Source organism: Lentzea kentuckyensis, from assembly GCF_002150765.1.
In the GTDB taxonomy this organism is placed as follows: domain Bacteria; phylum Actinomycetota; class Actinomycetes; order Mycobacteriales; family Pseudonocardiaceae; genus Lentzea; species Lentzea kentuckyensis.
This window is the reverse complement of the sequence record NZ_MUYM01000134.1, coordinates 33,225-55,649: the sequence shown is the minus strand read 5'-3', so window position 1 is coordinate 55,649 and position 22,425 is coordinate 33,225. Positions and strand designations below refer to the sequence as shown.

The window sequence follows — 22,425 nt, the reverse complement described above, 5'->3', positions numbered from 1 at the left end:
GTGGACGTGGTGGAGGCGCACGGTACCGGGACTTTGCTTGGCGATCCTGTTGAGGCGCAGGCGTTGATCGCGGTGTACGGGCAGCGGGTGGATCCGGTGTGGCTGGGATCTTTGAAGTCGAACATCGGTCACGCTCAAGCTGCCGCGGGCGTTGGCGGTGTGATCAAGGCGGTCATGGCGATGCGACACGGGGTGTTGCCGCGGACTTTGCACGTCGACTCGCCTTCGCCGCACGTGGATTGGTCTTCGGGGTCGGTGGAGTTGTTGACGTCGGCACGGCCTTGGCCGGTGGTGGGTCGTCCGCGTCGGGCGGCGGTGTCGTCTTTTGGGGTGTCGGGCACGAACGCGCACGTGATCTTGGAAGCTGGCCCGGTTTCGGCTGGTCAGGAATTGTCAGACCTGCCTGAGATGATTGGAGTGGGGACCCGATCCCCCCAGGGGGCCTGCCAATCCGAATCGATTCCGCTCGTGGTGACGGCCCGGGGTGTGAAAGCGTTGCGGGCGCGCGTCGAGCAGGTGCGGGAGCTGGTACCGAACGCCGACATCGCGTTTTCGCTGGTCACAACCAGGGCGATGCTGGAGCACCGGGCCGTCGTCGTAGGTGACCAGGTGGTCGAGGGGGTAGCCGACGTCGAGGGCGACGTCTGCTTCGTCTTCCCGGGCCAGGGCTCGCAGTGGGCCGGCATGGCGGTCGACCTGATCGCGGCCGAGCCGGCGTTCGTGGATCGGATGCGGGAGTGCGCGGAGGCCCTGGAGCCGGAGGTCGAGTGGGACCTGTTCGAGGTGCTCGACGACGCGAAGGCGTTGGAGAGGGTCGACGTCGTGCAGCCCGCGCTCTGGGCCGTCATGGTGTCGCTGGCACACCTGTGGCGGGGGAAAGGGGTTGAGCCCAAGGCGGTTGTCGGGCATTCGCAGGGGGAGATCGCGGCCGCGGTCACGGCGGGGGCGTTGTCCGTTGTGGACGGTGCGAGGGTTGTGGCGCGGCGTAGCTGGCTGATCGCCCGAAAGCTGGCGGGCCGGGGCGGCATGATGGTCGTGACGGAGTTGCCGAGTGATCCGCGGCTGGCGGTGGCGGCGATCAACGGGCCGAGGTCGATCGTGGTGGCGGGCGACCTGGATGCGCTGGAAGCCTTGGACGGCAAGCGGATTCCGGTGGACTTCGCGTCCCATTCGCCGCAGGTCGAGGAGTTGCGGGACGACCTGATCAAGGCGCTCGACGGCATCACGCCGAAGAAGGCGGAGATCGAGTTCTTCTCGACGGTGGACGAGAAGTGGATCGACACGACCGAGTTGAACGCCGAGTACTGGTACCGCAACGTCAGGCAGACCGTGCTGTTCGAGTCTGCCGTCCGGACGCTGGTCGAGCACGGGCATCGCAAGTTCATCGAGATCAGCCCGCATCCGGTGCTGACGGTCGCTGTCGAGGAGACGGTGGAGGGGGCTGCTGTTTCGGGGACGCTGCACCGTGACGACGGCGGGGTGGATCGGTTTGTGCGGGCGCTTGGTGAGGCGTTTGTGCGCGGGGTCGAGGTCGACTGGGCGGGGATGTTCCCCGGCGCGCGGAAGGTCAAGCTGCCGACCTATCCGTTCCAGCGGCGGCGCTACTGGCTCGACGCCGACCACACGGCCGAACCGGCGGCGGACGCGGCCGAAGACATGGTCGAGTTGGTGTGCGCGACGACGAAAGCTGTGCTCAGGCTGGAAGACGACGAGTTCGACGCCGGGAAGCCGTTCAGGGACATGGGGGTCGACTCGTTGCTGGCGGTGGAACTGCGCAACCGGCTGGCCACGGCGACCGGGCGCCGGTTGGCGGCCACCATTGTGTTCGAGCAACCCACTCCGGTAACGCTGGCCGCGTTCCTCAACGGTGAAAGCGTGACCACCGAGACGGACTTCGCCGGAGAAATCGGGTTGGCTGAGGACATTCAGCCGGCGGTCAGAGCTACTGGCGAGCCGCGAGAGATCTTGCTGACGGGCGCCACGGGTTTCCTCGGGGCGTTCCTGCTGCGGGACCTCCTCGATCAGACGACAGCCCGCGTGCACTGCCTGGTACGGGCCGAGGACGACAGCAGAGCGTTGGCCCGCCTCAAGAACAACCTCGACTGGTATGGCCTTGAAGTCGATCTCGAACGCGTCCGGGCGGTAACAGGAGACCTTGCCGAACCGCGACTCGGGCTCGACGAGCAACGGTTCGACGAACTGGCCCACACCATCGACGTCGTCTACCACGCGGGTGCGCGGGTGAGCTGGCTGGAGCCGTACCAGGAGCTCAAGGCGGCCAACGTCAAAGGCACGGAAGAAGTGCTGCGCCTGGCCGCGAGGCATCGGACGGCCAAAGTGCACTACGTGTCGACCACGGGAGTGTTCGCGCGGCCGGGCGGCCCGAAGACCACGGATGCCGAGACCGGACCAGTCGAGCAGCTGCCGACGGGGTACCAGCAGAGCAAGTGGGTCGCCGAGGAGATCGTGCGCGAGGCACAACGCCGAGGCCTGCCCGTCACGGTTTACCGGGTGGACACGGTGTGCGGCAGCAGAGTCAGCGGCGCCTGCCAGACGAACGACTTCGTGTGGCGCAGCCTCAAAGGCTGTCTGCAGGCCAAAGCCGTGCCGGCACAAGCGAAAGCGCTGTTCACGATCGCGCCCGTCGACTACGTCAGCGCGGCCATCGTCGGACTGTCCAAGAAACCCAAGGAACCCAAGCAGGCCACCTACCACCTCTGCAGCTCGGAACCGGTGAGTCTGAACAAACTCGTCGACCGGCTCAGGCACCACGGCCACCAGCTCGAAGAACTACCGAGAGAGCAGTGGAACGACAGGGTCCGCAGCGATCCGGACAACGCCGCGAACGCCCTCCTGGACGTGTTCACCGAAGCGACCCAGGCGGAAGAACTTCGCATCACCTATGACGCCGGGGAGACGGCCGAAGCCGGCTTCCCCTGTCCGGAGATCACCGACGACCTGCTGGACACCTGCATCCGGTTCTTCGAGCGCACCGGTTATTTCCCCCAGTGAAAGGACCACCGATGTACGTCTTCACCTGCCTCTACCACCACCCGGCCGACCCCGAGGCGTTCGACGAGCACTTCTTCACCGTCCACGCGCCGCTGGCCCGCAAGGTCGTCGAACTGGGGCTGCGCGGCGCCACCGCCACGAAGCTCGCGTCGAACCCGGACGGCACGCCGCCGCCGTTCTACGTCAAGGTCGACATCATCGCCGACTCCGCCGAGGCGCTGCAGGCCGCGATGAGCACGCCGGAAGGTCAGGCCGCGCAGGCCGACATGGCGAACTTCGCCGGTGCCGGGGTCGTCGTGTTCACCGGCGAGATCGTCGACGAGATCCGGCCGGAAGTTCACTGCGGTGCTTGATGTCCAGCTTCCGGTAGACGCGCGTGAGGTGTTGCTCGACGGTGCTCGTCGTGACGAACAGCCTGCGCGCGATCTCCCGGTTGGTGTGACCGTCGGCGGCCAGCGCGGCCACCCGGCGCTGGGCCTCCGTCAGCACCTCCACCTGTCCGGTCACATCCGGCACGTCGGCGGGGAGCAGCGGATGCGCGTCGCACTCGTGTGCCACGTGCCACGCGCGGCGCGCGATCATCCGGGCTCGCGGGTGGTCGCCCAGCGCGGCGCTCAGGTCGGCCAGGGCTTGTGCCAGGCCGAACCTGTCGCCGCGGTCCTCGAGGATCTCGGCGGACTCCGCGAGCATCCGCGTCCGAAGAGCGGGATCGCAGAGCGACGCCAGCACGCGCAACGCGAGGCCGCGCGCGCGTGATCGCTGGGTGGTCAGGTCCAGCTGGTCGATCAGCAGGTGCCGGGCGGGCCTGCCCACAGCCAGCAGCGCCCGCGCGGCGTGCACCCGCCACGCCACTACACCGGGATGGTCCTGACCCCACGCGCGCAGCAGTTCGCCGCACGCCCGGAAATCGGCCAAGGCGGCGTCGGGCCGATCGGTCGCGAGGTGGTACTCGCCGCGCGCGTGCAGGTAGTGCGGGCCGAACCGGGTCTGCAACGCCGCCTCCGGAACGGGTTGCGCGACGTGCTCGCCCGCCTCGGCGTACCGACCGGCCCTCGTGCACGCGAGAATCAGGCAGCTCAACGGGCCCGCGACCGCGGTGCCCCAGGCGTGTGGCGGCAGGAGCCCGAGCGCGACCCTCGCCAGGCGTCGAGCGGCCCGCAGATCACCTTGGCGCAGCGCGACTTCCGCCCGCAGGCTGGAGAACATCGCCTGCCACGTCACGTTGTCGCCGGCCTGGTGCAGCAACCGTCCGCACCACGCGGCCGCGCTGTCCAGCCGGTCGGCGTAGATGAGCGTCTGCACCGCGAAGACCGTGGGCCACGGCATCTCACCGCTCAACCGCGTGCCGCGAAGCACTCGCTCGGCACGCCTTGCCGCGGAGCCGTCCTGGCGCCCGAGCAGGTCGGTGAGCGGGGAGTTCGGATGGCGTCGCCACCGCGCCAGCGCGGGGTGCGCGGAGGCCAGGAACCGCTCGGCGTCCGGGTGGTCCCGCACCAGGTCGAGTGCCTCGCCGGCCCGTCCGTGCCACAGCAGCTGGCTGACCACCGTGACCGTCGCCGAGCGGTCGAGATGACCGGCCCGCAACGCTTCTCGCAACGCCGACAGGTGCCGGCCGGCCGCCATGGGGTTCGATCGGAACTCGCGCTGGGCGAGCTCGGCGGTGATCGCGGCCTTCTCCGCCGGGTCCACAGAGGACTTGCGCGCGAGTTCCAGGCAGCGCGTCGCGAAGTCCGCCCGGCCGTGCTCGGCCGCCGCCCGCAGCACCGGCACGACCCACTCGTGCCAGCGCGGCGGGCCTTCGAGCAGGTGCCAGGCGACGACCTCGGCGGCCTCGCCCCGGTCGTGCAGCATGCGTGCCGCGCGGGCGTGCAGGCTGCCGCGCTGGGCCGGTGGGGCGTCGGCCAGCACGGTGTCCCGCGTGCCGGCGTGCCGGAACCTGCCGCCGCCCAGCAGGCCCGCTGCGGTCAGCACGCGCAGGGCGTGCGTGATCGCGTGCCGGTCGACCCCGATCAACCTGCTGATCGCCGTCGGCGTGGCGCGTTCGCCGAGCACCGCGATCGCCCGCGCGGTGTGCCGGACGAGCGGTCCGCCGCGGTGCAGGCAGCGCAGCACGGCCTGCTGCAGGTCGTCCTCGGCGATGGCCCGCGCCAGCAACGGGTTGCCGCGGCTGAGCGCGTGGATCCGCTCGGCGTCCGGTGAGTCGAGCATGGTGGCGACACCGCGTTCGGTCAGCGGTTCGAGGGTCAGGTGCGCGCACTGCGGCAGGCGGAGCAGTTCGATCCGGAACGACGACCGCGGTTGCGCGGACTCGGTGAACAGGAACAGCACCCGCGCCGACCGCAGCCGCCGGGCCAGTGACAGCAGGCAGTTCAGCGACGCCTGGTCGGCGAGGTCCACGTCGTCGACGCCGATGACGAGCGGCACCCGTTCGGTGATCTCCAGCAGGCCCAGGCAGAGCGCGTGCAGTGCCGGGCCCAGCAGGACGGTGCGGTGCAGGACAGCGCTGACGAACCGGCGGCCGAGCGCCGACACGGACGCGTCGTGCAGGAGCTGGCTGACCACCCCGAACCGCAGGCCGCGCTCCGCCCACGACCCGACCGCGCTGACGAAAGCGGCTCCGGCGAAGGCCACTCGCTCGCCGAACTCCTGCAGCAACGCCGTCTTCCCGCTGCCGAGCGCGCCGCTGACCAGCACGATCCGTCCGCGGCCCGCCAGACAGTCGGCGAACATCGCCTCCAGGCGAGCGAGCTGTTCTTCCCGTTCCACCAGTCGCATCAGCCGGTCCTCCTGGCGTCGCGCGCCGCCGAGGTGGGCTACGCCGTTGACGGAGAATGACTGGCTCTGAACCTAAAGTGACGACCTTGAGCTGTCACGTCATGGCATTGATTTGGCATGGATTACCGGGGACACCCGCCCTGACGAAATCAGTGACCTTTGGTGTCGCGGAAGATGATCCAGCGCATCACGCTGTACATGAACGCGGCCTCGCAGACGCCGGCGACGACGCGGGAGAGCAGATACTGCACGCCGATCGCGGTCAGCGCGCTGCCGACGCCGAGGATGAACGCCAAGTAGTTGATCAGGATCGCCACCGCGTACAGCCCCGCCTGCGGGCCGACCGGCGCGTGCGAGCGGAAGTTCAGCGCGCGGTTGAGGACGAAGCTCAGCCCGAACGCCAGGACGTAGGCGATGGTGAAGGCGATCGGCACCGGCAGGCCCAGACCACTGCGGAAGAGCGCGAGCAGCATCAGGTCGATGCCGAACGTGCAGCCGTTGATCAGCGCGAAGCCGAGGAAACTGGGCGCGACGACCCCGGCGAGACCGAACGGCAACCGCCGGACGACGACCTCCATCAGGTCGTGGAACCTCGCCCCGAGGTCGCTTTCGCTGGTGCTCAAGGTGGTCTGCTCGCCGACGGTCACAGCACGACAGTGCCACGACCGGGCAGGGCGAACCCGGCGAAACGGCCGCCGCTCGCCAGGCCGTTCGCAGGAGTTCAGCGGCCGTTCATCCGCCGCCACGACGTCGGGCTCATCCCGTGCAGCTTGCCGAACGTCCGGGCGAAGTACCCGGCGTCCGGAAAGCCCACCTGCCGCCCGATGTCACTGATCGTCAACTCGGTGACGCTCAGCAGCCGCCGCGCCTGGACCATCCGGCGTTCCGTGATCCACTCCTGGACCGTGCGACCGGTGCGCTTGCGGACCGTCGAGGTCAGGTGGCCGGGGGAGATGCTCACGGCCTCGGCGACCTCCCGCAGTGACAACGGTTCCGGGTACCGACGCTCGATCACGTCGAACACCTCGGCGAGCATCGGTTCGGCGTTCTCGCGCAGGTCGCCGACCACGTCCGCGGCCAGCCTCGACACCCCGACCAGGAGCAGCACCAGGTGCGCGGACACGGCTTCGCGGTACCCCTCGGGGCGGTGCGTCAGCTCGTCGCGCAGCGCCTCGACGCGGGCCGCCCACTGGTTCCGGTCCTCGGGCGGCACCTTGAGCCTCAACGCACCGGTCGCGCCGCCGCGGACGAACGGGAACAGCAGCGGATGGGTACGCCACGCCAGGTGCGCGCCGGGGGTCTCCGGGCCGAGCGCGTCGGCGGTGAAGAACACGCCCCAGCCCTGCGCGCCAAGGAGGTCATCGCGGTCGGCCCGGCCCATGACGTCGCCGGGCGCGATGACGAACAGGTCACCGGCCTCGACGTGCCGGACCTGCTTCCCGGTGCGCACGATGCCGCCGTCACCGGAGAAGAAGGAGATGCCGGGAAAGTCGTGCGAGTGCGCCTCATGTGCGCCGTCGATGTGGGCGTCGTGTCCCAGGGGCACGACCGCCACGGACAGTTCGCCGGGCATCGGCTGCCACGTGTAGGTCGCCGGTTCGTCCGCACGCGGGGCAGTTCGTCGGGCTCGCACCGTCAAATCATCCCACTCAAACCGTCGATCGACACAGAAACCTTGCTGGAAGTGCAGTCACAATGGAGCAATGGCCGAAATATCGTCCCAGGAGCGGGACTACCTGCCGGGCATGGGCAAGCACTACCTGCTGCCCTTCTACGACGTGCTGCACCAGGTGTCCGGGCTGCGGCACGTGCACCGCGAGATGATCGCGCTGGCCGGGCTGCGGGACGGCCACCGCGTGCTGGACGTCGGCTGCGGAACCGGAAACCTGTTGCGAGGGACCGGGAAGCGGCTCCGCGACGTGGCACTCGTGGGCGTGGATCCGGATCTGAAGATGCTGGCCCGTGCCGAGCGCAAGATCCGGCGGGCGGGGCTGACGGCACAGCTGGACCGCGGGTTCGCCCAGGAGCTCGCTTTCCCGGACGCCTCGTTCGACGTGGTGTTCTCCAGTCTGATGCTGCACCACCTGGAGGCCTCGTCGAAGGACGAGATGCTCGCCGAGGTGCGACGCGTGCTGCGGCCGGACGGCGTGCTGGTACTGGCCGACGCGGTGCACAGCCACGGCAAGGGGCACGATCACGGCCACGACCACGAGCACGGACCTGCCGTGGCGAAGCGAATCGCCGCGGCCGGCTTCACCGTGGAGCCGACCAGGACGCTGAAGCTGCGAATGTTCGGGGAGGTCGGGGTCGAGGTCGCGAGAGTCCACTAGCGACAGGTCTATAGCCGACCGATTGAAGGCGCACTATGTTTCTTTGCTGCCAACAGTTCCGGTAATTCTCGAACTTGAGAGATACGCACGAAACACGGCCCGTTCCCATCTAAGCTGCCCGCCGTGACAGACGCGACGGGAAGTCTGGTGGCGCAGCGCTACCGGCTGGTTCAGGTGATCGGCACCGGCGGCATGGGCCGGGTCTGGCTCGGCCGTGACGAGGTCATCGGCCGTGAGGTGGCCATCAAGGAGCTGCTGCTGCCCGCCGGTCTCGACGCCCAGCAACGGGAGCTGCTGTGCCAGCGCGCCATGCGCGAGGCGCAGCTCGCCGGTCACCTCAACCACCCCGGCATCGTCACCGTGCACGACGTCGTCGAGTACAACGGCACGCCGATGATCGTGATGGAGTACGTGAGCGGCGGCTCCCTGGCCGACGCGATCAAGGCCCGGGGCGCGTTGCCGGTCGAGCAGGTCGCCTACGTCGCCAACGCGATGCTCGGCGCGCTCAGGGCGGCGCACGAGGCCGGGATCGTGCACCGCGACCTCAAGCCCGCCAACGTGTTGCTGTCCGGCGACCGGGTCGTGATCACCGACTTCGGCATCGCGCGGCTCACCGGCGACGCGCCGCTGACCACCGACGGTTCGATCGTCGGCACACCCGCGTACATGGCGCCCGAGCAGGGCACCGGCGCGCCGATCACCCCGGCGACCGACATGTGGTCGCTCGGCGCCACCCTCTACGCCGCCGTGGAGGGCCGGCCTCCGTACCAGGGCCAGGACTTCATGACCACCTTGTCCATGCTGCTCACGCAGGAACCGGCGCCACCTCAGCGCGCCGGCCGCCTGTCGTCACTGCTGGGCGGCCTGCTGCGCAAGAACCCGGCCGAACGCGCGTCGATCGGCCAGGCCTACGCGCTGCTGGCTGGCGCACCCGTGGCACTGGCGGTGCCGGTCCCGATCAGATCCGGCCCCAGCAGACGCACGGTGCTGCTCGCCGGCGTCGGCGCGGTCGTGGCGCTCGGCGGTGGTGCCGCGTGGTGGCTGAACACGCGGAACAACGACGGCGGGGGCGCACAGCTGCCGACCAACAACGACAACAACCTCGCCTCGAAGAAGGAGGGCGGCTCCGAGGAGTCGACGACCTCGTCGGTGGCGCAGCCGGGACGCCCGGAGGAGATCACCGAGCACATCCAGCTCTCCGACCACAAGGCGACCGTCACGTCGATCGCGTGGAGCCCGGACGGCAAGATCCTCGTCAGCGGCGACGACGACCTCGACGGCGCCGTCGTCCGCATCTGGGACACCACCGGGACCGGCAAGCTGCTCGGCACGGTCCAGAACCCGGACGGGCCGGGCGGCGCCTCGTCGTGCGCGGTCGCGATCAGCCCCGACGGCAAGATCCTCGCGGCGGGCGGCAACCGCACCGGCGACAGCACCACCTACCTCTGGAACCTCGCTGACCGCACGCAGATCGGCACGCTCGAGGACGCCAGGTCGATCATGAAGACCCTGCGCTTCCACCCGGACGGCAAGACGATCGTCGGCCTGACCCACGGCGGCGGCCTCAAGGTGTGGGACGTGGCGACCCGCAAGGTGAAGATCGGCCTGACCGAGGCCGACGGCGGCAGTGAGCTCTCCTTCAACAAGGACGGGTCGCTGCTGGCCTACGGCGGCACGAAGTTCCAGGAGATCAAACTGGTCGACCCGGCGACCGGGAAGACCGTGAAGGTCATCAAGGACTCCAGCGCCCCCGGCGCGGCGTTCTCCCCGGACGGCAAGACGCTCGCGGTTCCCGACGACGACGGCTCGAACAGCATGCAGCTGTGGGATGTCGAGACCGGGCAGAGCAAGGCGGTGTTCGACCGGACGGAGGGCGACGACATCATCACCAAAGCCCTGTACCACCCGGACGGCAGGACCATCGCGACCTGGGGCCACGGCAACGCCGTGCAGCTGTGGGATGTGGGCACGAAGTCCGTCCGCGCCATGGTCATCGGTGCCGGGGCGCGGATCGAGGACGTGGCGTTCGACCCGAAGGGCGAGCGGATCGCCTGTGCCGGCGCGGACAAGTCGATCCGGATCTGGAAACTGCCGGCTCGCTAGAGGTCTTCGAGTTCACTGACGTCGACGCCGTTGCGGTCCAGCGTGTCCGCGAACGCCTCGATGACGTTGTCGAGGATCCACTCGCACCTGGCCATCAACGCGGCGCCCTCGGCGGTGCGGAACGCGGGGATCGTCGCGGTGAGGCGGGCGGACATCGGCCACTCGTTGTCGTACTGCCAGAGTTCCCCGCCCGGCGTGAGGAGGATCCCGGCGTCCTTGAGCACGCCGGGACGCGCCCCGCTCGGGGTCCTCGTGGTGAGCACCAGCCACCCGGCCGCGATGCGGACCTTCTGGTCGCCGACCCGGTCGTAGAGCGTCTGCTCGGCCGGGATCTGGTGGCGTGTCAGCACGGACGCGACCTTCTGGGCCCATCCGGTGATGGTGGCGGACCGGGCGGCCCATGCCCGCGCGGCCGCCTCGTCGGCGCGCCTGCGTTCCTTCATGAACTCGACGAGGTCATCCATGATCGATGAACTTAGCGTCACACGCCCGTCACATACGCGGTGATCGGCTGAAACGCGTGCTTCCTAGCGTCGGGGTCCATGACGGTTGACGAGGTTGTGGAGCGCGCGCCCGCCGCCGCTGCGTCCAAGGAGACGCTGGAGGACTACACCCTGCGGTTCGCGCCGCGGACGTACCGGCGGTGGACTCCGTCGGTCGTCGGGGCATCGGCGCTGGGCGGGATCGCCTACATGGCCGACTTCTCGATCGGCGCCGGCATCGGGCTCACGCACGGCACCGGGAACGCGTTGCTGGCCATCGGGTTCGCCGCGATCGTCATCTTCGTGACCGGGTTCCCGCTGGCCTACTACGCCGCCCGGTACAACATCGACCTCGACCTCATCACGCGCGGATCCGGGTTCGGCTACTACGGGTCGGTCATCACGAGCGTGATCTTCGCGAGCTTCACGTTCATCTTCTTCGCGCTCGAAGGCTCGATCATGGCGCAGGGCCTGCGGTACGCGCTCGGGCTGCCGTTGTGGCTGGGCTATGCCACGTCGACGCTGGTGATCATCCCGCTGGTGATCTACGGGATGAAGGTGCTGGCGAAGCTGCAGAGCTGGACGAACCCGTTGTGGCTGCTGCTGATGGTCGCGCCGCTGCTGTACCTGGTGATCGCCGACCCGGACTCCGTGAGCCGATTCCTCGCCTACGGCGACAGCGGGGTCAACGCGGCGGCGGTGATGCTCGGCGCGGGCGTGTGCCTGTCGTTGATGGGGCAGATCGGCGAGCAGATCGACTACCTGCGGTTCATGCCGCCGCGGACCGCCGAGAACAAGCGGGCCTGGTGGACGGCGACGATCCTGGCCGGACCTGGCTGGGTGGTGTTCGGCGCGCTCAAGCAGACGTTCGGCGTGTTCATGGCCGTCTACGTGCTCGACGCGGTCGGGAAGGTCGCCGCGGTGGAGCCGATCGAGCAGTTCACCGGGGTGTTCAAGCAGTTCATGCCGCCGTGGCTGGTGGTGCCGCTCGCGCTCGTGCTGGTGGTGCTGAGCCAGGTGAAGATCAACGTCACCAACGCCTACTCGGGGTCGCTGGCGTGGACCAACTCGTTCACCCGCGTGACCAAGCACTATCCGGGGCGGCTGGTGTTCGTGCTGGTGAACCTCGCGATCGCGCTGGTGCTGATGGAAGCGAACATGTTCAGCTTCCTGAACAACCTGCTGAGCTTCTACTCGAACTGCGCGATGGCGTGGGTCGTCACGGTCGCCACGGACATCGTGATCAACAAGTACCTGCTGAAGCTGTCGCCGAAGCAGCCGGAGTTCCGCCGGGGCATGCTCTACGCGGTCAACCCGGTGGGCGTCGGGTCGTTCCTCGCCTCGTCGATCCTGTCCATCTCCGTCTACTTCGGACTGTTCGGCGCGGCCGTCCAGCCCTACTCGCCGCTGGTGGCGGTCGGCATCCCGATCGTGCTGACGCCGTTGCTCGCGGTGCTCACGCGTGGCCGGTTCTACCTGCGCCGCACCGATGACGGCATCGAGGAACCGGTGCTGGACGCGGACGGCAACCCGAGCGGGACGCTGTACGAGTGCGTGGTGTGCCATGAGTCCTACGAGAGGCCGGACATGACGGCCAGCGCGATCGGCGGAGAGATCTGCTCGTTGTGCCTGAGCACCGATCGCGAAGGCCGTCATGTCCTGCCGGTCAGCCCACTTCCAGGCTGACGCCCCACGCGTTGAGGATCGTGCTGATCGGCACGTAGTTGATGTACCGCGAGCAGTAGATCTGACCGACTTCCGGGTCGGTGGTGCCACACGAGGTGGTCTGCCCGAAGTCGGTGTCCGGGCCGAGCAGGATGCCGCGCGCCTGCACGCCGTTGGACAGCTTCTTGAACATCGGGCCACCGCTGTCGCCCTGGCCGCCCATGATCCCGGAGGTCGCCTTCACCTGGATGACGTTGACCGTGACGCCGCCGAAGCTGATGTTCTGGCTGTCGTCGTAGACCTCACCGCAGTGCTCGCCGGTGCTGGAGCTGGAGTTGCAGACCGGGTCGCCAGGCCAGTTCGACGCGTAGTTCTTCACCGTCGAGGTCGTGTTGCTGTTCCACGCGCCGCGGTAGACCTTCGGGGTGGTGGCGGGGGAGGCCGACGGGTCGATCATCAGCGAGTCGACGGCCGGGATGCCCGCGACCGACGCGCCACCGGGTGCGATCTGCTGGCCGGCGCCGTCGGTGACCGCGGCGTTGGCGCCGGGGTCGCAGTGGCGGGCGGTGATCAGCTTGCCGGTGCTGCCCTTGAGCACGGCGAACCCGGACGTGCAGGCGCCGCTGCCGCCGTGCACGATCCTCGCGCCGCCCTTCCACGGCGCCGCGTCGTTGGGGCGCGAGTAGCCCTGGGGCGCCTGCGCGCCGTAGTTGATCTGCACGTCGTCGATGCCCGCGACCTGCTTGGCCTCGGTGGCCGCGAACGTCGACTGCGTGGTGGCGACGTTGACGTCGACGCCGCTGCCGTCCTGGCGCAGTGACGTGGAGACGATGCCGAGCTGACGGCCGTAGGCGCTGTTCTGCAGCTTGGTGCGGGCGGCCTCGGCCTGGGCGCGGGAGTACTTGGCGCCGGGCACGATCGTGACGGTGACGCCGTTGGGCTTGGAGTCGGCGTACTGCTGCACGTCCTGCGGAACGGCGCCGGACCAGCGGACGGTGATGGCGCGGTGCTGGTAGTCGGTGCGCTGGCTGGTGAAGCCGCGGTCGTGACCGAGCTCGTAGACGCGGTCCGCGACCGGCGGGATGGCGTCGTCCGTCGAGAGGGCCGCGGTCGCCGTGCCGGGCAGCACCGCGAGCAGTGACCCGGCGGCGAGTGCGGCGGCCGCCCATGTCCGTCTGTTCAACGTGATCTCCCCCTTAGTGAACCGGACTATCCGGTCAGCGCAGCGGATCACGGCGCGGGGTGTGATCAGCACCCCGGGATTTCCCCTGTTGCATCCCGGGCAAGATCGGTCTCCATCAGACAAACTGCACGTCATGCAGGAACTGGCGATGCTCGCGGTCGTGGGCGTGCTGATCATCGTGGCGGTGTCGTACTTCGCTCCCAAGCTGGGCGTCGCGGCGCCGGTGCTGCTCGTGCTCGTCGGCATGGCGTGCAGTCAACTGCCCGGCGCTCCGCACGTCTTCGTGGAGCCGGAGGTGATCCTCACGGTGGTGCTGCCGCCGATCCTGTACTCGGCGGCGGTGAACGTGCCGGTCGTGGACTTCCGGCGCAACTTCGCGACCATCGGGTCGCTGTCGGTGCTGCTGGTGGCCGTGTCCGCGTTCGGGACGGGCCTGCTGATCTGGTGGTCGCTGCCGGAGATCGGGTTCGCGGCGGCGTTGGCGCTGGGCGCGGTGATCAGCCCGCCGGACGCGGTCGCCGCCACCTCGATCGGCAAGAAGCTCGGCCTGCCACCGCGGCTCGTGACGATCCTCGAAGGCGAGGGACTGGTCAACGACGCCACCGCTTTGGTGCTGCTGCGCACGGCCATCGTCGCGATCACGGCCAGCGTGTCGTTCGGCGGGGCGTTGGGTGACTTCGCGTTCGCCGTGTCCGTAGGAGTGGTGATCGGAACCGCGGTCGGCATCGTGTCGGTGCTGGTGCGCTCGCGGATCCAGGGCCAGCCGGTGCTGACGACCGCGATCTCGTACGTCGTGCCGTTCCTCGCGTTCATCCCGGCCGAGGAGGTGCACGCGTCCGGCGTGATCGCCGTCGTCGTGGCCGGCCTGATCACCGGACACCTGAGCGCCCGCAAGTTCACCGCGCACGACCGCATCTCCGAACGCACGAACTGGCGCACGATCCAGCTGCTGCTGGAGAACGGCGTGTTCCTGCTGATGGGCTTCGAACTCACCTCGGTCGTCAACGACGTGGCTCAGGAGGGGCTGGCCCGAACCCTGGTGATCGGCCTGCTGGTCACCTTGGCTCTGGTGTTGCTGCGCGGGGTGTTCGTGATCCCGCTGATCGCGCTGCTGCGCCGCCAGCAACGCCGTGCGGACGCGTTCGCCGACAAGATCGAGTCCTTTCTGGACCGTCTCACGGCACGCGGCCCCCGCCCCGGCGACGAGAGGCGGTACGACCGCGGAGTCCGTGCGCTGCAACGCAGACAGGCCGACGTGGCGTTCTACGCGAGCGAGGGGCTGAGCTGGCGCGGCGGCGCGGTGCTCGCCTGGTCCGGGATGCGCGGTGTCGTGACGCTGGCCGCCGCCCAGACGTTGCCCACGGACCTGCCGTACCGGCCGGAGCTGATCCTGATCGCCTTCACGGTCGCGATCGTCACCCTGGTGGTGCAGGGCGGTTCGCTGCCGCTGGTGATTCGGTGGCTCGGCGTTCGTGGCAACGACTCCGAGCACGAGCGACGGGAGTATGCGCGGCTGGCGGGGGAGCTGATGACGGCTACCCACAGTTTTCTCGGGAATCCTGAGCTGTGCCGGGAGAACGGGCAGGAGTTCGACTCGGAGTTGCTGGAGCAGACCCGGGAACGGACGCTCGCGATGAGCGAGGGGGTGGAGAAGGTGTTCCTGGAGCAGGATCCGGACAGTGCTGTGCACCAGCGCCGGGAGTTGCAGCGGATGATGACGGAGGCTCAGCAGAACGCGCTGTTGGAGGCTCGGGCTGGCGGGACTTACGCGTCGCACACCTTGGAGCGGGCGCAGACGTTCATCGACAGCCAGAGCGCCCGGTTCTTCTGACAGCGCAGGAGCCCGGCGGTTACGTCAGAACGGGCCCGAGTTGCCGATCCGCGCCTGCACATCAACGGTGCTCCGCGGCGAGTCCCCGAGCGTCAGCTTCGACACGATCCGATAGCGGTCCCCCCGGTAGATCGAGTGCACGTACTCGACGTGCCGCCCCTCCACGTCCGTGGTGAGCCGCTCGAACAGCAACGCCGGCGCCAGCTCCGGCACCCCGAGCAGCGAGGCCTCGGACTCGTTGGTCACCGTCGGCTCGATCGACTGCACGGCCTCGGAAACGTGGACGCCGTGTTCGCGCAGTCGTTCGTAGAAGTCGCCGGACTCCATGTCGTGCAACGTCAACGAGGGCGCGACCAGTGCGGGAACGTGCAGGTATTCCAGTGCCATGGGCTCGCCGTCGACCAGGCGCAGGCGGGCGATGTAGTGGATCTCGGCGGCGGGGGAGAGGTGCAGGCGGCGGCCCACTCGGGCGCCGGCCGGGATGCGGGCGTGTTCCAGCACTCGGGACGACCACGTGCCCGAGGCTTGGGGCAGGGACATGGAGCCGGTGCCGGAGACCATTTCCTGGGTGATCTTGGCGCGGGCCACGAAGGTGCCGCGGCCGTGCTGGCGGACCAGCAGGCCGGTGTTGACCAGTTCCTCGACGGCCGAGCGCACTGTTGGGCGGGACACCGAGAGTTGTTGGCACAGCACGCGTTCGGCAGGGATCGGGGCTCCCGCCGGGTGGGTCTCGATGAGTTCGAGCAGGTGGTCGCGGACCCGCTCCCGCTTGAGGATCGCTTCGCCCATGCCTCTCCGCTTCGTCGGCGGCCAGTATGGCATACCAGTGGTAAGTGACCAGTCTGCGCAAGATCGGGAGCGCTCTCACGTGTTCGAGCTGGGGGTTGACCTGAGAAGTGGTCTATGCCACTTTCTACCCACTCCATCGGACCTGACCAATTGGTCATATCCCAGCGAGAGGTGAGTCGTGTCGCGCTCCGCTGCCTTGCTCGTTCTGGCGCTTGCACTGTCCGCCTGCGGCACGTCCGCGGGAGGGGGTGATGAGAAGCAGGAGATCACCGTGTGGCTGATGAAGGACACGGCCACGGACGACTTCGTGTCGAGGTTCGAGAGCGAGTTCGAACGCGAGCACGCGAACCTCGACGTCAAGATCCAGATTCAGGAGTGGAACGGCATCACGCAGAAGGTGACCAGTGCGCTGGCCAGCACGGATCCGCCGGACGTGATCGAGGTCGGCAACACCCAGGTCGCCCAGTACGTGGCCAGCAAGGGCGTCACCGACCTCACGAACCGCAAGGCCGAGCTCCAGGGTGAGGACTGGATTCCCGGGCTGTCCGAACCCGGTGCGGTGGACGGCAAGCAGTTCGGTGTGCCGTTCTACGCGGCGAACCGGGTCGTGATCTACCGCAAGGACCTGTTCGAGGCCGTGCAGGTGACACCGCCGAAGACCCGCGAGGAGTGGCTCGCCGCCACCGCGAAGCTCGACCAGGGCGAGCAGCAGGGCATCTACCTGCCCGGCCAGAACTGGTACACGCTCTCAGGCTTCGTCTGGGACGAGGGTGGCGACCTGGCCAAGCGGGACGGCGACAGGTGGAAGGGCTCGCTGAACACGCCGGAAGCGTTGGCGGGCATGGACTTCTACCGGAAGCTGCAGGCGCTGGGCGACGGGCCCAAGGACTCCGACGAGGCCAAGCCGCAGCAGACCGACGTGGTGGCCGCCGGCAAGGTCGCGCAGTTCATCGCGGTGCCCGGCGCGGCGAAGCTCGTCACGAAGGCCAACCCGGCGCTGGAGGGCAAGATCGGTTTCTTCCCGATCCCGGGCAAGACGGCCGAAAAGCCCGGTGCGGTGTTCACCGGTGGCTCCGACCTGATCATTCCGCTCGCATCGAGCAGGCAGGAAGGCGCGTACGAGGTCGTCAAGGCGCTCGCCGGGGAGAAGTGGCAGGTCGAGCTGGCCAAGGCGATGAACTACGTGCCGAACCGCAAGTCGCTCGCCAAGGACGTCGGCGGCGACCCCGGCACGGCGGCGATGGCGGTCGGTGCGGCCAACGGGCACGCGACGCCGAACTCACCGAACTGGGCGGCGGTCGAGGCGCGCAACCCGATCAAGGAGTTCCAGACGGCGGTCCTGACCGGCGCCGATCCGAAGACAGCGGCGGCGAAGGCCGACGAGGTCATCACCCAAGCGTTGAACTCCGGGAAATGACGCTCCTGGCAGACCGGCCGGTGCGGACGACCGCGCCGGCCGTGCCCAGACGCCGCAAGCACCCGATACTGCCGTACCTGCTGATCGCGCCCACGTTGCTGGCCACGGCGTATCTGTTGCTGTACCCGCTGATTCGCAACGTGATCATCTCGCTGCAGGAGTTCGGGCTGCCGCAACTCGTCCGCGGCGACGCCAGGTTCGTCGGGGTCGCGAACTACGCACGAGTGCTGTCCGACCCGGAGTTCTGGGGCGTGGTCAGGAGAACGCTGTGGTTCACCGCGATCAACGTCGTGCTGATCATGGTGTTGTCCACGCTGGTCGCGCTTCTGCTGGTGCGGCTGGACAGGTGGCTCCGGCTGCTCGTGATGGGCGGGCTCGTGCTCACCTGGGCGACGCCGATCATCGCGGCGACCACTGTGTTCCAGTGGCTCTTCCAGTCCCGGCTCGGCGTCGTGAACTGGGCGCTGGTGACGCTGGGCTTCGAGGAGTACCGCGACTACACCTGGTTCGCCGACGGCGAGGCGACGTTCGGGATCCTCGTGACGCTGATCGTCTGGCAGTCGATCCCGTTCGCCGCGCTGTCTCTGTACGCGGCGATGATCACGGTGCCGCAGGAGCTGTACGAGGCCGCGCGGATCGACGGCGCGGGCGCGTGGCGGATGTTCTCGACCATCACGTTTCCGCTGCTCAGGGCCATGTTCGGGTTGATCACGTGCCTGGAGGTGATCTGGGTCGTCAAGGCGTTCGTGCAGATCTGGGTGATCAGCCAGGGCGGTCCGGGCCAGGCCACGACGACGTTGCCGGTCTACGCGTTCCAGGTCGCGCAGTCGTTGCAGCGCTACGACCTCGGCGCGGCCGTGTCGATGCTCATGGTGGTGCTGCTCGTGCTCGCGCTGCTCGCGTACTTCCGCCAGCTCTACCGGCAGGAGCAGGAGGCATGAGCCGACTCGCGCGCACCACGGCGGCGCTCCTCGTCTTCGTCATCTCGGTCTTCCCCGTGTACTGGATGGTGCTCACCGCCTTCAAGCCCACGAAGGACATCCAGAGCGCGACACCGACGTTCTTCCCGGCCTCGATCACGTTCGACCACTTCGGCACGGCGATCGCCGCGAAGGGGTTCTTCTCGTTCTGGCGCAACAGTCTCCTGGTCGCGGGCGGGGCGGTGCTGCTCGCTCTGCTCATCGCCCTGCTCGCCGCGTTCGCCGTCGCGCGGCTGCGGTGGAAAGGGCGGAGGGCGTTCGTGCTGATGGTGTTCGTCGCGCAGATGACGCCGTGGGAGGCGCTGCTGATCCCGGTCTACGTGATCGCCAGGGACACCGGCATGCTCGACACGCTCTGGATGCTCACGCTGGTCTACTTCATGATGACGCTGCCGTTCACCATCGTGACGCTGCGCGGGTTCCTCGCCGCCATCCCGGTCGACCTGGAGGAGGCCGCGCAGGTCGACGGGTGCTCGCGCGGGCAGGCGTTCCGGCGGGTGGTCTTCCCGTTGCTGGCACCGGGTTTGCTCGCCACCTCGCTGTTCGGGTTCATCACCGCGTGGAACGAGTTCGCCTTCGCCAACGTGCTGATCATCAAGGACCAGGACGACCGCACGCTGCCGGTCTGGCTGTCGTCGTTCAACAACACCTTCGGCACCGACTGGGGCGCCACGATGGCCGCCTCCACGCTGTTCATGCTGCCGGTGCTGCTGATCTTCGTGGTGTTGCAGGGCCGGGTGACCACCGGCATCGTCGGAGGGGCGGTGAAGGGATGATCGTTCCGCTCCCGACCAGGGTCGTGCGGCGCGGCAAGGGCTTCACGTTCGACCGAGGCACGAGCGTGCGGGTCACGCCCGGTGCGGAGCAGGCGGCCAGACTGCTCCGCACCCTCCTGCGGCCGGCCACCGGGCTGCCGTTGCCGATCGCCGACCACGGTCAGGTCGTCATCGCGCTGGACGCCAAGCTCGTCGGGCTCGGCGCGGAGGGCTACGCGCTGACCGTGAACGAACACGGCGTCCTGCTGCGTGCCGGCACGTCGAACGGCCTCGCGCACGGCGTGCAGACGATCCGCCAGCTCCTGCCGGTTGAAGCGCTCAGCTCCAGCAGAGTGTCCGAAGTGGACTGGACGCTGCCCGGCGCCGACATCCGGGACGTGCCCAGGTTGCCGTGGCGCGGGTTCATGCTCGACGTCGCCCGGCACTTCCAGCCGGTGCCCGTGCTGCGGCGGTTCATCGACCTGATGGCGTTGCACAAGCTCAACGTCCTGCACCTGCACCTGACCGACGACCAGGGCTGGCGGATGCCGGTGCCGAGCCACCCGAAGCTGGCCTCGATCGGCGGCTGGCGCACCGAGACCAACGGTGACGGCACGCCCCACGGCGGCGTCTACACCCGCGGCGAACTCGAAGGGCTCGTCGCGCACGCGGCGGAGCGCGGCATCCGGATCATGCCGGAGATCGAGATGCCCGGTCACGCCCGCGCGGCCCTGGCCGCCTACCCGGACCTCGGCGTCGCGCCGGAACCGCTGCCGGTCTGGACCCGGTGGGGCATCAGCGATGCCGCGTTCGGCCCGCACGCGATCGGCTTCGTCAGCGAGGTGCTGGCCGAGGTGCTGGAGGTGTTCCCGAACGAGCACGTCCACCTCGGCGGCGACGAATGCCTGCTGCCCGAGGACGTGCACGGCCGGTTCCTCCGCCAGGCCGCCCAGTACCTGCTCGACCGCGGCCGCGTCCCCGCGGCCTGGGAACCCACCGGTGACCCCCGCTCGGTCGTCATGCCGTGGAAGGACGAAAGCCAGGCAGCGATCGCACTCGAGCAGGGCCAGCCGGTGGTCATGACCCCGCACACGTCCACCTATCTGGACTACCCGCAGTCGGACGGCGCGCACGAACCACCCGGCCAGCCCGGTTTCGTCGTGACGACGAAGGACGTCTACCGCGTACCGCTGCCCGACGGCGTGCTCGGCGCCCAGTGCCAGCTGTGGACCGAACACGTCCGCACCCCGAAACACCTGGAATACCTGGCCTTCCCGCGTCTCGTCGCCCTGGCCGACACCCTCTGGTCGCAGCGACCGGACTGGGAGGGCTTCACCACACGGATGCGCTCCCACGCATCAAGGCTCGCCGCACTGTCCATCCCTGCCGAAGTGAGGAGAGAACCTTGCGAGCACTCATAGCCGTTACCTGCGCGGCACTGACCGTGGCCGCGTTGGCCGTCGCGCCCAACGCCTTCGCCGCCGACGCGATCACCGCCCAGTACCGGACCAGCGCTTCCGGTGCGAGCACCGACCAGGTCGAACCGTGGTTCAAGCTGGTCAACAGCGGCACCACGAGTGTGCCGCTGTCGGACGTCAAAATCCGGTATTACTTCCGCAGTGAGACGCCGGACGTCGGCTACCGGTTCGCCTGCTCGTGGGCCGTGCGCGGCTGTGCCAACGTCACCGGCCAGTTCGGCACCCTGACCGGCGGCTCGGCCGACCGCTACCTGGAGGTGGGCTTCACCGCCGGCGCCGGCACCCTGAACGCCGGAGCCGACACCGGTGACCTGCAACTGCGGTTCTACCGGACGAACTGGGGCTCGATCACCCAGTCCGACGACTACTCGTTCCGCGGCGAGAGCACCTACTCGGCGTGGAACGAGGTGACCGTGTACCGCGGCGGAACCTTGCTGTGGGGCACTCCGCCCGGCGGCAGCCCGCCCACCACGACGTCGTCGACACCGCCGAACCCCAACGGCCCCAAGATGTTCGACGACTTCAGCTACACCAGTTCCAGCGACGCGCGGATCGGCCAGCGCGGCTGGACCGTCCGGTCCGGCGGTGGCGGCCCCGGTGTGCCGGGCGCGGAATGGGACCCGTCGCGCGTGACGTTCCCGACCGTGGACGGCCAGAAGGTCATGCGCCTCGACTCGTGGAACAACGGTTCCGCGGCAAGGCAGACCGAGATGTTCCACCAGCGGAAGTTCTTCGAGGGCACCTACGCGTCCAGGGTGAAGTTCAGCGACGCGCCCGTTTTCGGCCCGGACGGCGACCACGTCGTGCAGACGTTCTTCACCATCACCCCGCTCAACGCGCCGATGGACCCGAACTACGGCGAGATCGACTTCGAGTATCTGCCGAACGGCGGCTGGGGTGAACCGGCCAACATCATGTACGAGACGACGTGGGAGACCTACCAGAACGAGCCGTGGGTCGCCGACAACATCCACAACGAGGAGCGCGCGAGCTACAACGGTTGGCATGACCTGGTTTTCCAGGTCGCCAACGGGCGCGTGAAGTACTACATCGACGGCACGCTCGTCGCCGACCACGGCGACAAGTACTACCCGGAGACGCCGATGTCGATCAACTTCAACCTGTGGTTCATCTCGGGCGGCCTGCAGGGCAGCAGCGCCGAGCGGGCCTACCAGCAGGAGGTCGACTACGTGTACTTCGCCAAGGACCAGGTGCTCAGCCCGGCCGAGGTGAAGACAGCGGTGCAGAGTTACCGCAGCGCGGGCGTCGAGCACGTCGACAACGTGTGAGCATCTGGCCGAAAGTGTTGCCCGAGCCTCTGGGCCCGCTGATGCCGAGTGCGTCTGCAAGGACTCTGTTGGCAAACCCGGACGCGGTCAGCCGGACATATCGGGCATCGCCACGATTCGCCAACAGAGTCCTGCAAGTACCACCAACCCTTGATCGACTCGCCCTCAACTACCCCCAACCAGTTCGCCGTCCGCCGAACCCGCGGACCAGAACAACCCTGTTGGTAGTGGAAAAGTGCCTGTTGATGTTGAGTTGGTGGTACTTGCAGACGCCATGAGAGCCACGGGCTGGGCGCGTGGCGGGTAGCTCACACAACTTCTGGCGGCCTGCTCAGA

General features: G+C 68.5%; 17 protein-coding genes. 11 read left to right on the top strand and 6 right to left on the bottom strand.

All coding sequences use genetic code 11. The features are described 5' to 3' along the window. A partial coding sequence (locus B0F77_RS41840; RefSeq protein WP_143467200.1) for a type I polyketide synthase occupies positions 1-3,012 on the top strand: 3,012 nt, incomplete at its 5' end. An 11-nt stretch (positions 3,013-3,023) separates the two neighbouring features. Beyond that, positions 3,024-3,365 carry an EthD family reductase gene (locus B0F77_RS41835; protein ID WP_086668615.1) on the top strand — a complete coding sequence of 114 codons (342 nt, stop codon included), beginning with the start codon at positions 3,024-3,026 and terminating at the stop codon, positions 3,363-3,365. Here the strand turns inward: B0F77_RS41835 and B0F77_RS41830 are convergent. From B0F77_RS41830 to B0F77_RS41820, 3 genes are all read right to left on the bottom strand, one after another. Then, positions 3,313-5,787, bottom strand: coding sequence for an AAA family ATPase (locus B0F77_RS41830; RefSeq protein ID WP_086668614.1), 2,475 nt, complete (start codon positions 5,785-5,787; stop codon positions 3,313-3,315). The two genes, B0F77_RS41835 and B0F77_RS41830, sit on opposite strands and share 53 nt — an antisense overlap. A 149-nt stretch (positions 5,788-5,936) precedes the next feature. Next, the gene (locus B0F77_RS41825; RefSeq protein ID WP_245849346.1) at positions 5,937-6,410 is read right to left on the bottom strand and encodes a GtrA family protein; all 474 of its coding nucleotides are present in this window, start codon (positions 6,408-6,410) and stop codon (positions 5,937-5,939) included. A gap of 98 nt (positions 6,411-6,508) precedes the next feature. Continuing rightward, entirely contained in the window at positions 6,509-7,420 is a 912-nt protein-coding gene (locus B0F77_RS41820; RefSeq protein ID WP_211294298.1) for a helix-turn-helix transcriptional regulator, read from the bottom strand. Positions 7,421-7,490: 70 nt separating this feature from the next. Here B0F77_RS41820 and B0F77_RS41815 point away from each other — a divergent pair, with 70 nt between their 5' ends. Together B0F77_RS41815 and B0F77_RS41810 are read left to right on the top strand one after the other, a co-directional pair. Next, positions 7,491-8,117 carry a class I SAM-dependent methyltransferase gene (locus B0F77_RS41815; RefSeq protein ID WP_086668612.1) on the top strand — a complete coding sequence of 209 codons (627 nt, stop codon included), beginning with the start codon at positions 7,491-7,493 and terminating at the stop codon, positions 8,115-8,117. A gap of 123 nt (positions 8,118-8,240) precedes the next feature. Continuing rightward, positions 8,241-10,220 (top strand): serine/threonine-protein kinase, encoded by a 1,980-nt coding sequence (locus B0F77_RS41810; RefSeq protein ID WP_143467199.1) that lies wholly within the window; start codon positions 8,241-8,243, stop codon positions 10,218-10,220. On the opposite strand, the gene B0F77_RS41805 is transcribed toward B0F77_RS41810, so the two are convergent. Then, the gene (locus tag B0F77_RS41805) at positions 10,217-10,684 is read right to left on the bottom strand and encodes a hypothetical protein (RefSeq protein ID WP_086668610.1); all 468 of its coding nucleotides are present in this window, start codon (positions 10,682-10,684) and stop codon (positions 10,217-10,219) included. The genes B0F77_RS41810 and B0F77_RS41805 overlap by 4 nt on opposite strands. A gap of 78 nt (positions 10,685-10,762) precedes the next feature. On the opposite strand from B0F77_RS41805, the gene B0F77_RS41800 reads away from it, so the two are divergent. Next, complete coding sequence (locus B0F77_RS41800; protein ID WP_086668609.1) at positions 10,763-12,388, top strand: purine-cytosine permease family protein; 1,626 nt, start codon at positions 10,763-10,765, stop codon at positions 12,386-12,388. Here B0F77_RS41800 and B0F77_RS41795 read toward each other — a convergent pair. Beyond that, on the bottom strand, positions 12,369-13,550 hold the full coding sequence (locus B0F77_RS41795; RefSeq protein ID WP_143467198.1) for a chymotrypsin family serine protease: 1,182 nt from the start codon (positions 13,548-13,550) through the stop codon (positions 12,369-12,371). The two genes, B0F77_RS41800 and B0F77_RS41795, sit on opposite strands and share 20 nt — an antisense overlap. Positions 13,551-13,683: 133 nt before the next feature. On the opposite strand from B0F77_RS41795, the gene B0F77_RS41790 reads away from it, so the two are divergent. Continuing rightward, a complete protein-coding gene (locus B0F77_RS41790; protein WP_086668607.1) occupies positions 13,684-15,381 on the top strand; it encodes a cation:proton antiporter in 1,698 nt (565 codons plus the stop codon). A 24-nt stretch (positions 15,382-15,405) separates the two neighbouring features. Here the strand turns inward: B0F77_RS41790 and B0F77_RS41785 are convergent, their stop codons facing one another. Then, positions 15,406-16,170 carry a GntR family transcriptional regulator gene (locus B0F77_RS41785; RefSeq protein ID WP_086668606.1) on the bottom strand — a complete coding sequence of 255 codons (765 nt, stop codon included), beginning with the start codon at positions 16,168-16,170 and terminating at the stop codon, positions 15,406-15,408. A gap of 178 nt (positions 16,171-16,348) precedes the next feature. On the opposite strand from B0F77_RS41785, the gene B0F77_RS41780 reads away from it, so the two are divergent. From B0F77_RS41780 to B0F77_RS41760, 5 genes are read left to right on the top strand one after another with little or no spacing between them, the layout of a single operon-like run. Further along, entirely contained in the window at positions 16,349-17,587 is a 1,239-nt protein-coding gene (locus B0F77_RS41780; RefSeq protein ID WP_211294297.1) for an extracellular solute-binding protein, read from the top strand. After that, positions 17,584-18,528 carry a carbohydrate ABC transporter permease gene (locus tag B0F77_RS41775; RefSeq protein ID WP_211294296.1) on the top strand — a complete coding sequence of 315 codons (945 nt, stop codon included), beginning with the start codon at positions 17,584-17,586 and terminating at the stop codon, positions 18,526-18,528. Before B0F77_RS41780 ends, B0F77_RS41775 begins: the two co-directional genes overlap by 4 nt. Then, positions 18,525-19,343 carry a carbohydrate ABC transporter permease gene (locus B0F77_RS41770; protein WP_086668605.1) on the top strand — a complete coding sequence of 273 codons (819 nt, stop codon included), beginning with the start codon at positions 18,525-18,527 and terminating at the stop codon, positions 19,341-19,343. The genes B0F77_RS41775 and B0F77_RS41770 overlap by 4 nt, the downstream gene beginning before the upstream one ends. Beyond that, positions 19,340-20,743: a beta-N-acetylhexosaminidase gene (locus tag B0F77_RS41765; RefSeq protein WP_086668604.1), complete on the top strand. Its 1,404-nt coding sequence runs from the start codon at positions 19,340-19,342 to the stop codon at positions 20,741-20,743. Before B0F77_RS41770 ends, B0F77_RS41765 begins: the two co-directional genes overlap by 4 nt. Continuing rightward, positions 20,728-22,089, top strand: coding sequence for a cellulose binding domain-containing protein (locus tag B0F77_RS41760; protein ID WP_211294295.1), 1,362 nt, complete (start codon positions 20,728-20,730; stop codon positions 22,087-22,089). Before B0F77_RS41765 ends, B0F77_RS41760 begins: the two co-directional genes overlap by 16 nt. Positions 22,090-22,425 lie beyond the last annotated feature (336 nt).

What these genes read in the sequence shown, in the direction of transcription:
- B0F77_RS41835 (WP_086668615.1), top strand. Translation starts at nt 3,024, where the DNA reads ATGTACGTCTTCACCTGCCTCTACCACCACCCGGCCGACCCCGAGGCG.
- B0F77_RS41830 (WP_086668614.1), bottom strand. Translation starts at nt 5,787, where the DNA reads ATGCGACTGGTGGAACGGGAAGAACAGCTCGCTCGCCTGGAGGCGATG.
- B0F77_RS41815 (WP_086668612.1), top strand. Translation starts at nt 7,491, where the DNA reads ATGGCCGAAATATCGTCCCAGGAGCGGGACTACCTGCCGGGCATGGGC.
- B0F77_RS41805 (WP_086668610.1), bottom strand. Translation starts at nt 10,684, where the DNA reads ATGGATGACCTCGTCGAGTTCATGAAGGAACGCAGGCGCGCCGACGAG.
- B0F77_RS41800 (WP_086668609.1), top strand. Translation starts at nt 10,763, where the DNA reads ATGACGGTTGACGAGGTTGTGGAGCGCGCGCCCGCCGCCGCTGCGTCC.
- B0F77_RS41790 (WP_086668607.1), top strand. Translation starts at nt 13,684, where the DNA reads ATGCAGGAACTGGCGATGCTCGCGGTCGTGGGCGTGCTGATCATCGTG.
- B0F77_RS41785 (WP_086668606.1), bottom strand. Translation starts at nt 16,170, where the DNA reads ATGGGCGAAGCGATCCTCAAGCGGGAGCGGGTCCGCGACCACCTGCTC.
- B0F77_RS41775 (WP_211294296.1), top strand. Translation starts at nt 17,584, where the DNA reads ATGACGCTCCTGGCAGACCGGCCGGTGCGGACGACCGCGCCGGCCGTG.
- B0F77_RS41770 (WP_086668605.1), top strand. Translation starts at nt 18,525, where the DNA reads ATGAGCCGACTCGCGCGCACCACGGCGGCGCTCCTCGTCTTCGTCATC.
- B0F77_RS41765 (WP_086668604.1), top strand. Translation starts at nt 19,340, where the DNA reads ATGATCGTTCCGCTCCCGACCAGGGTCGTGCGGCGCGGCAAGGGCTTC.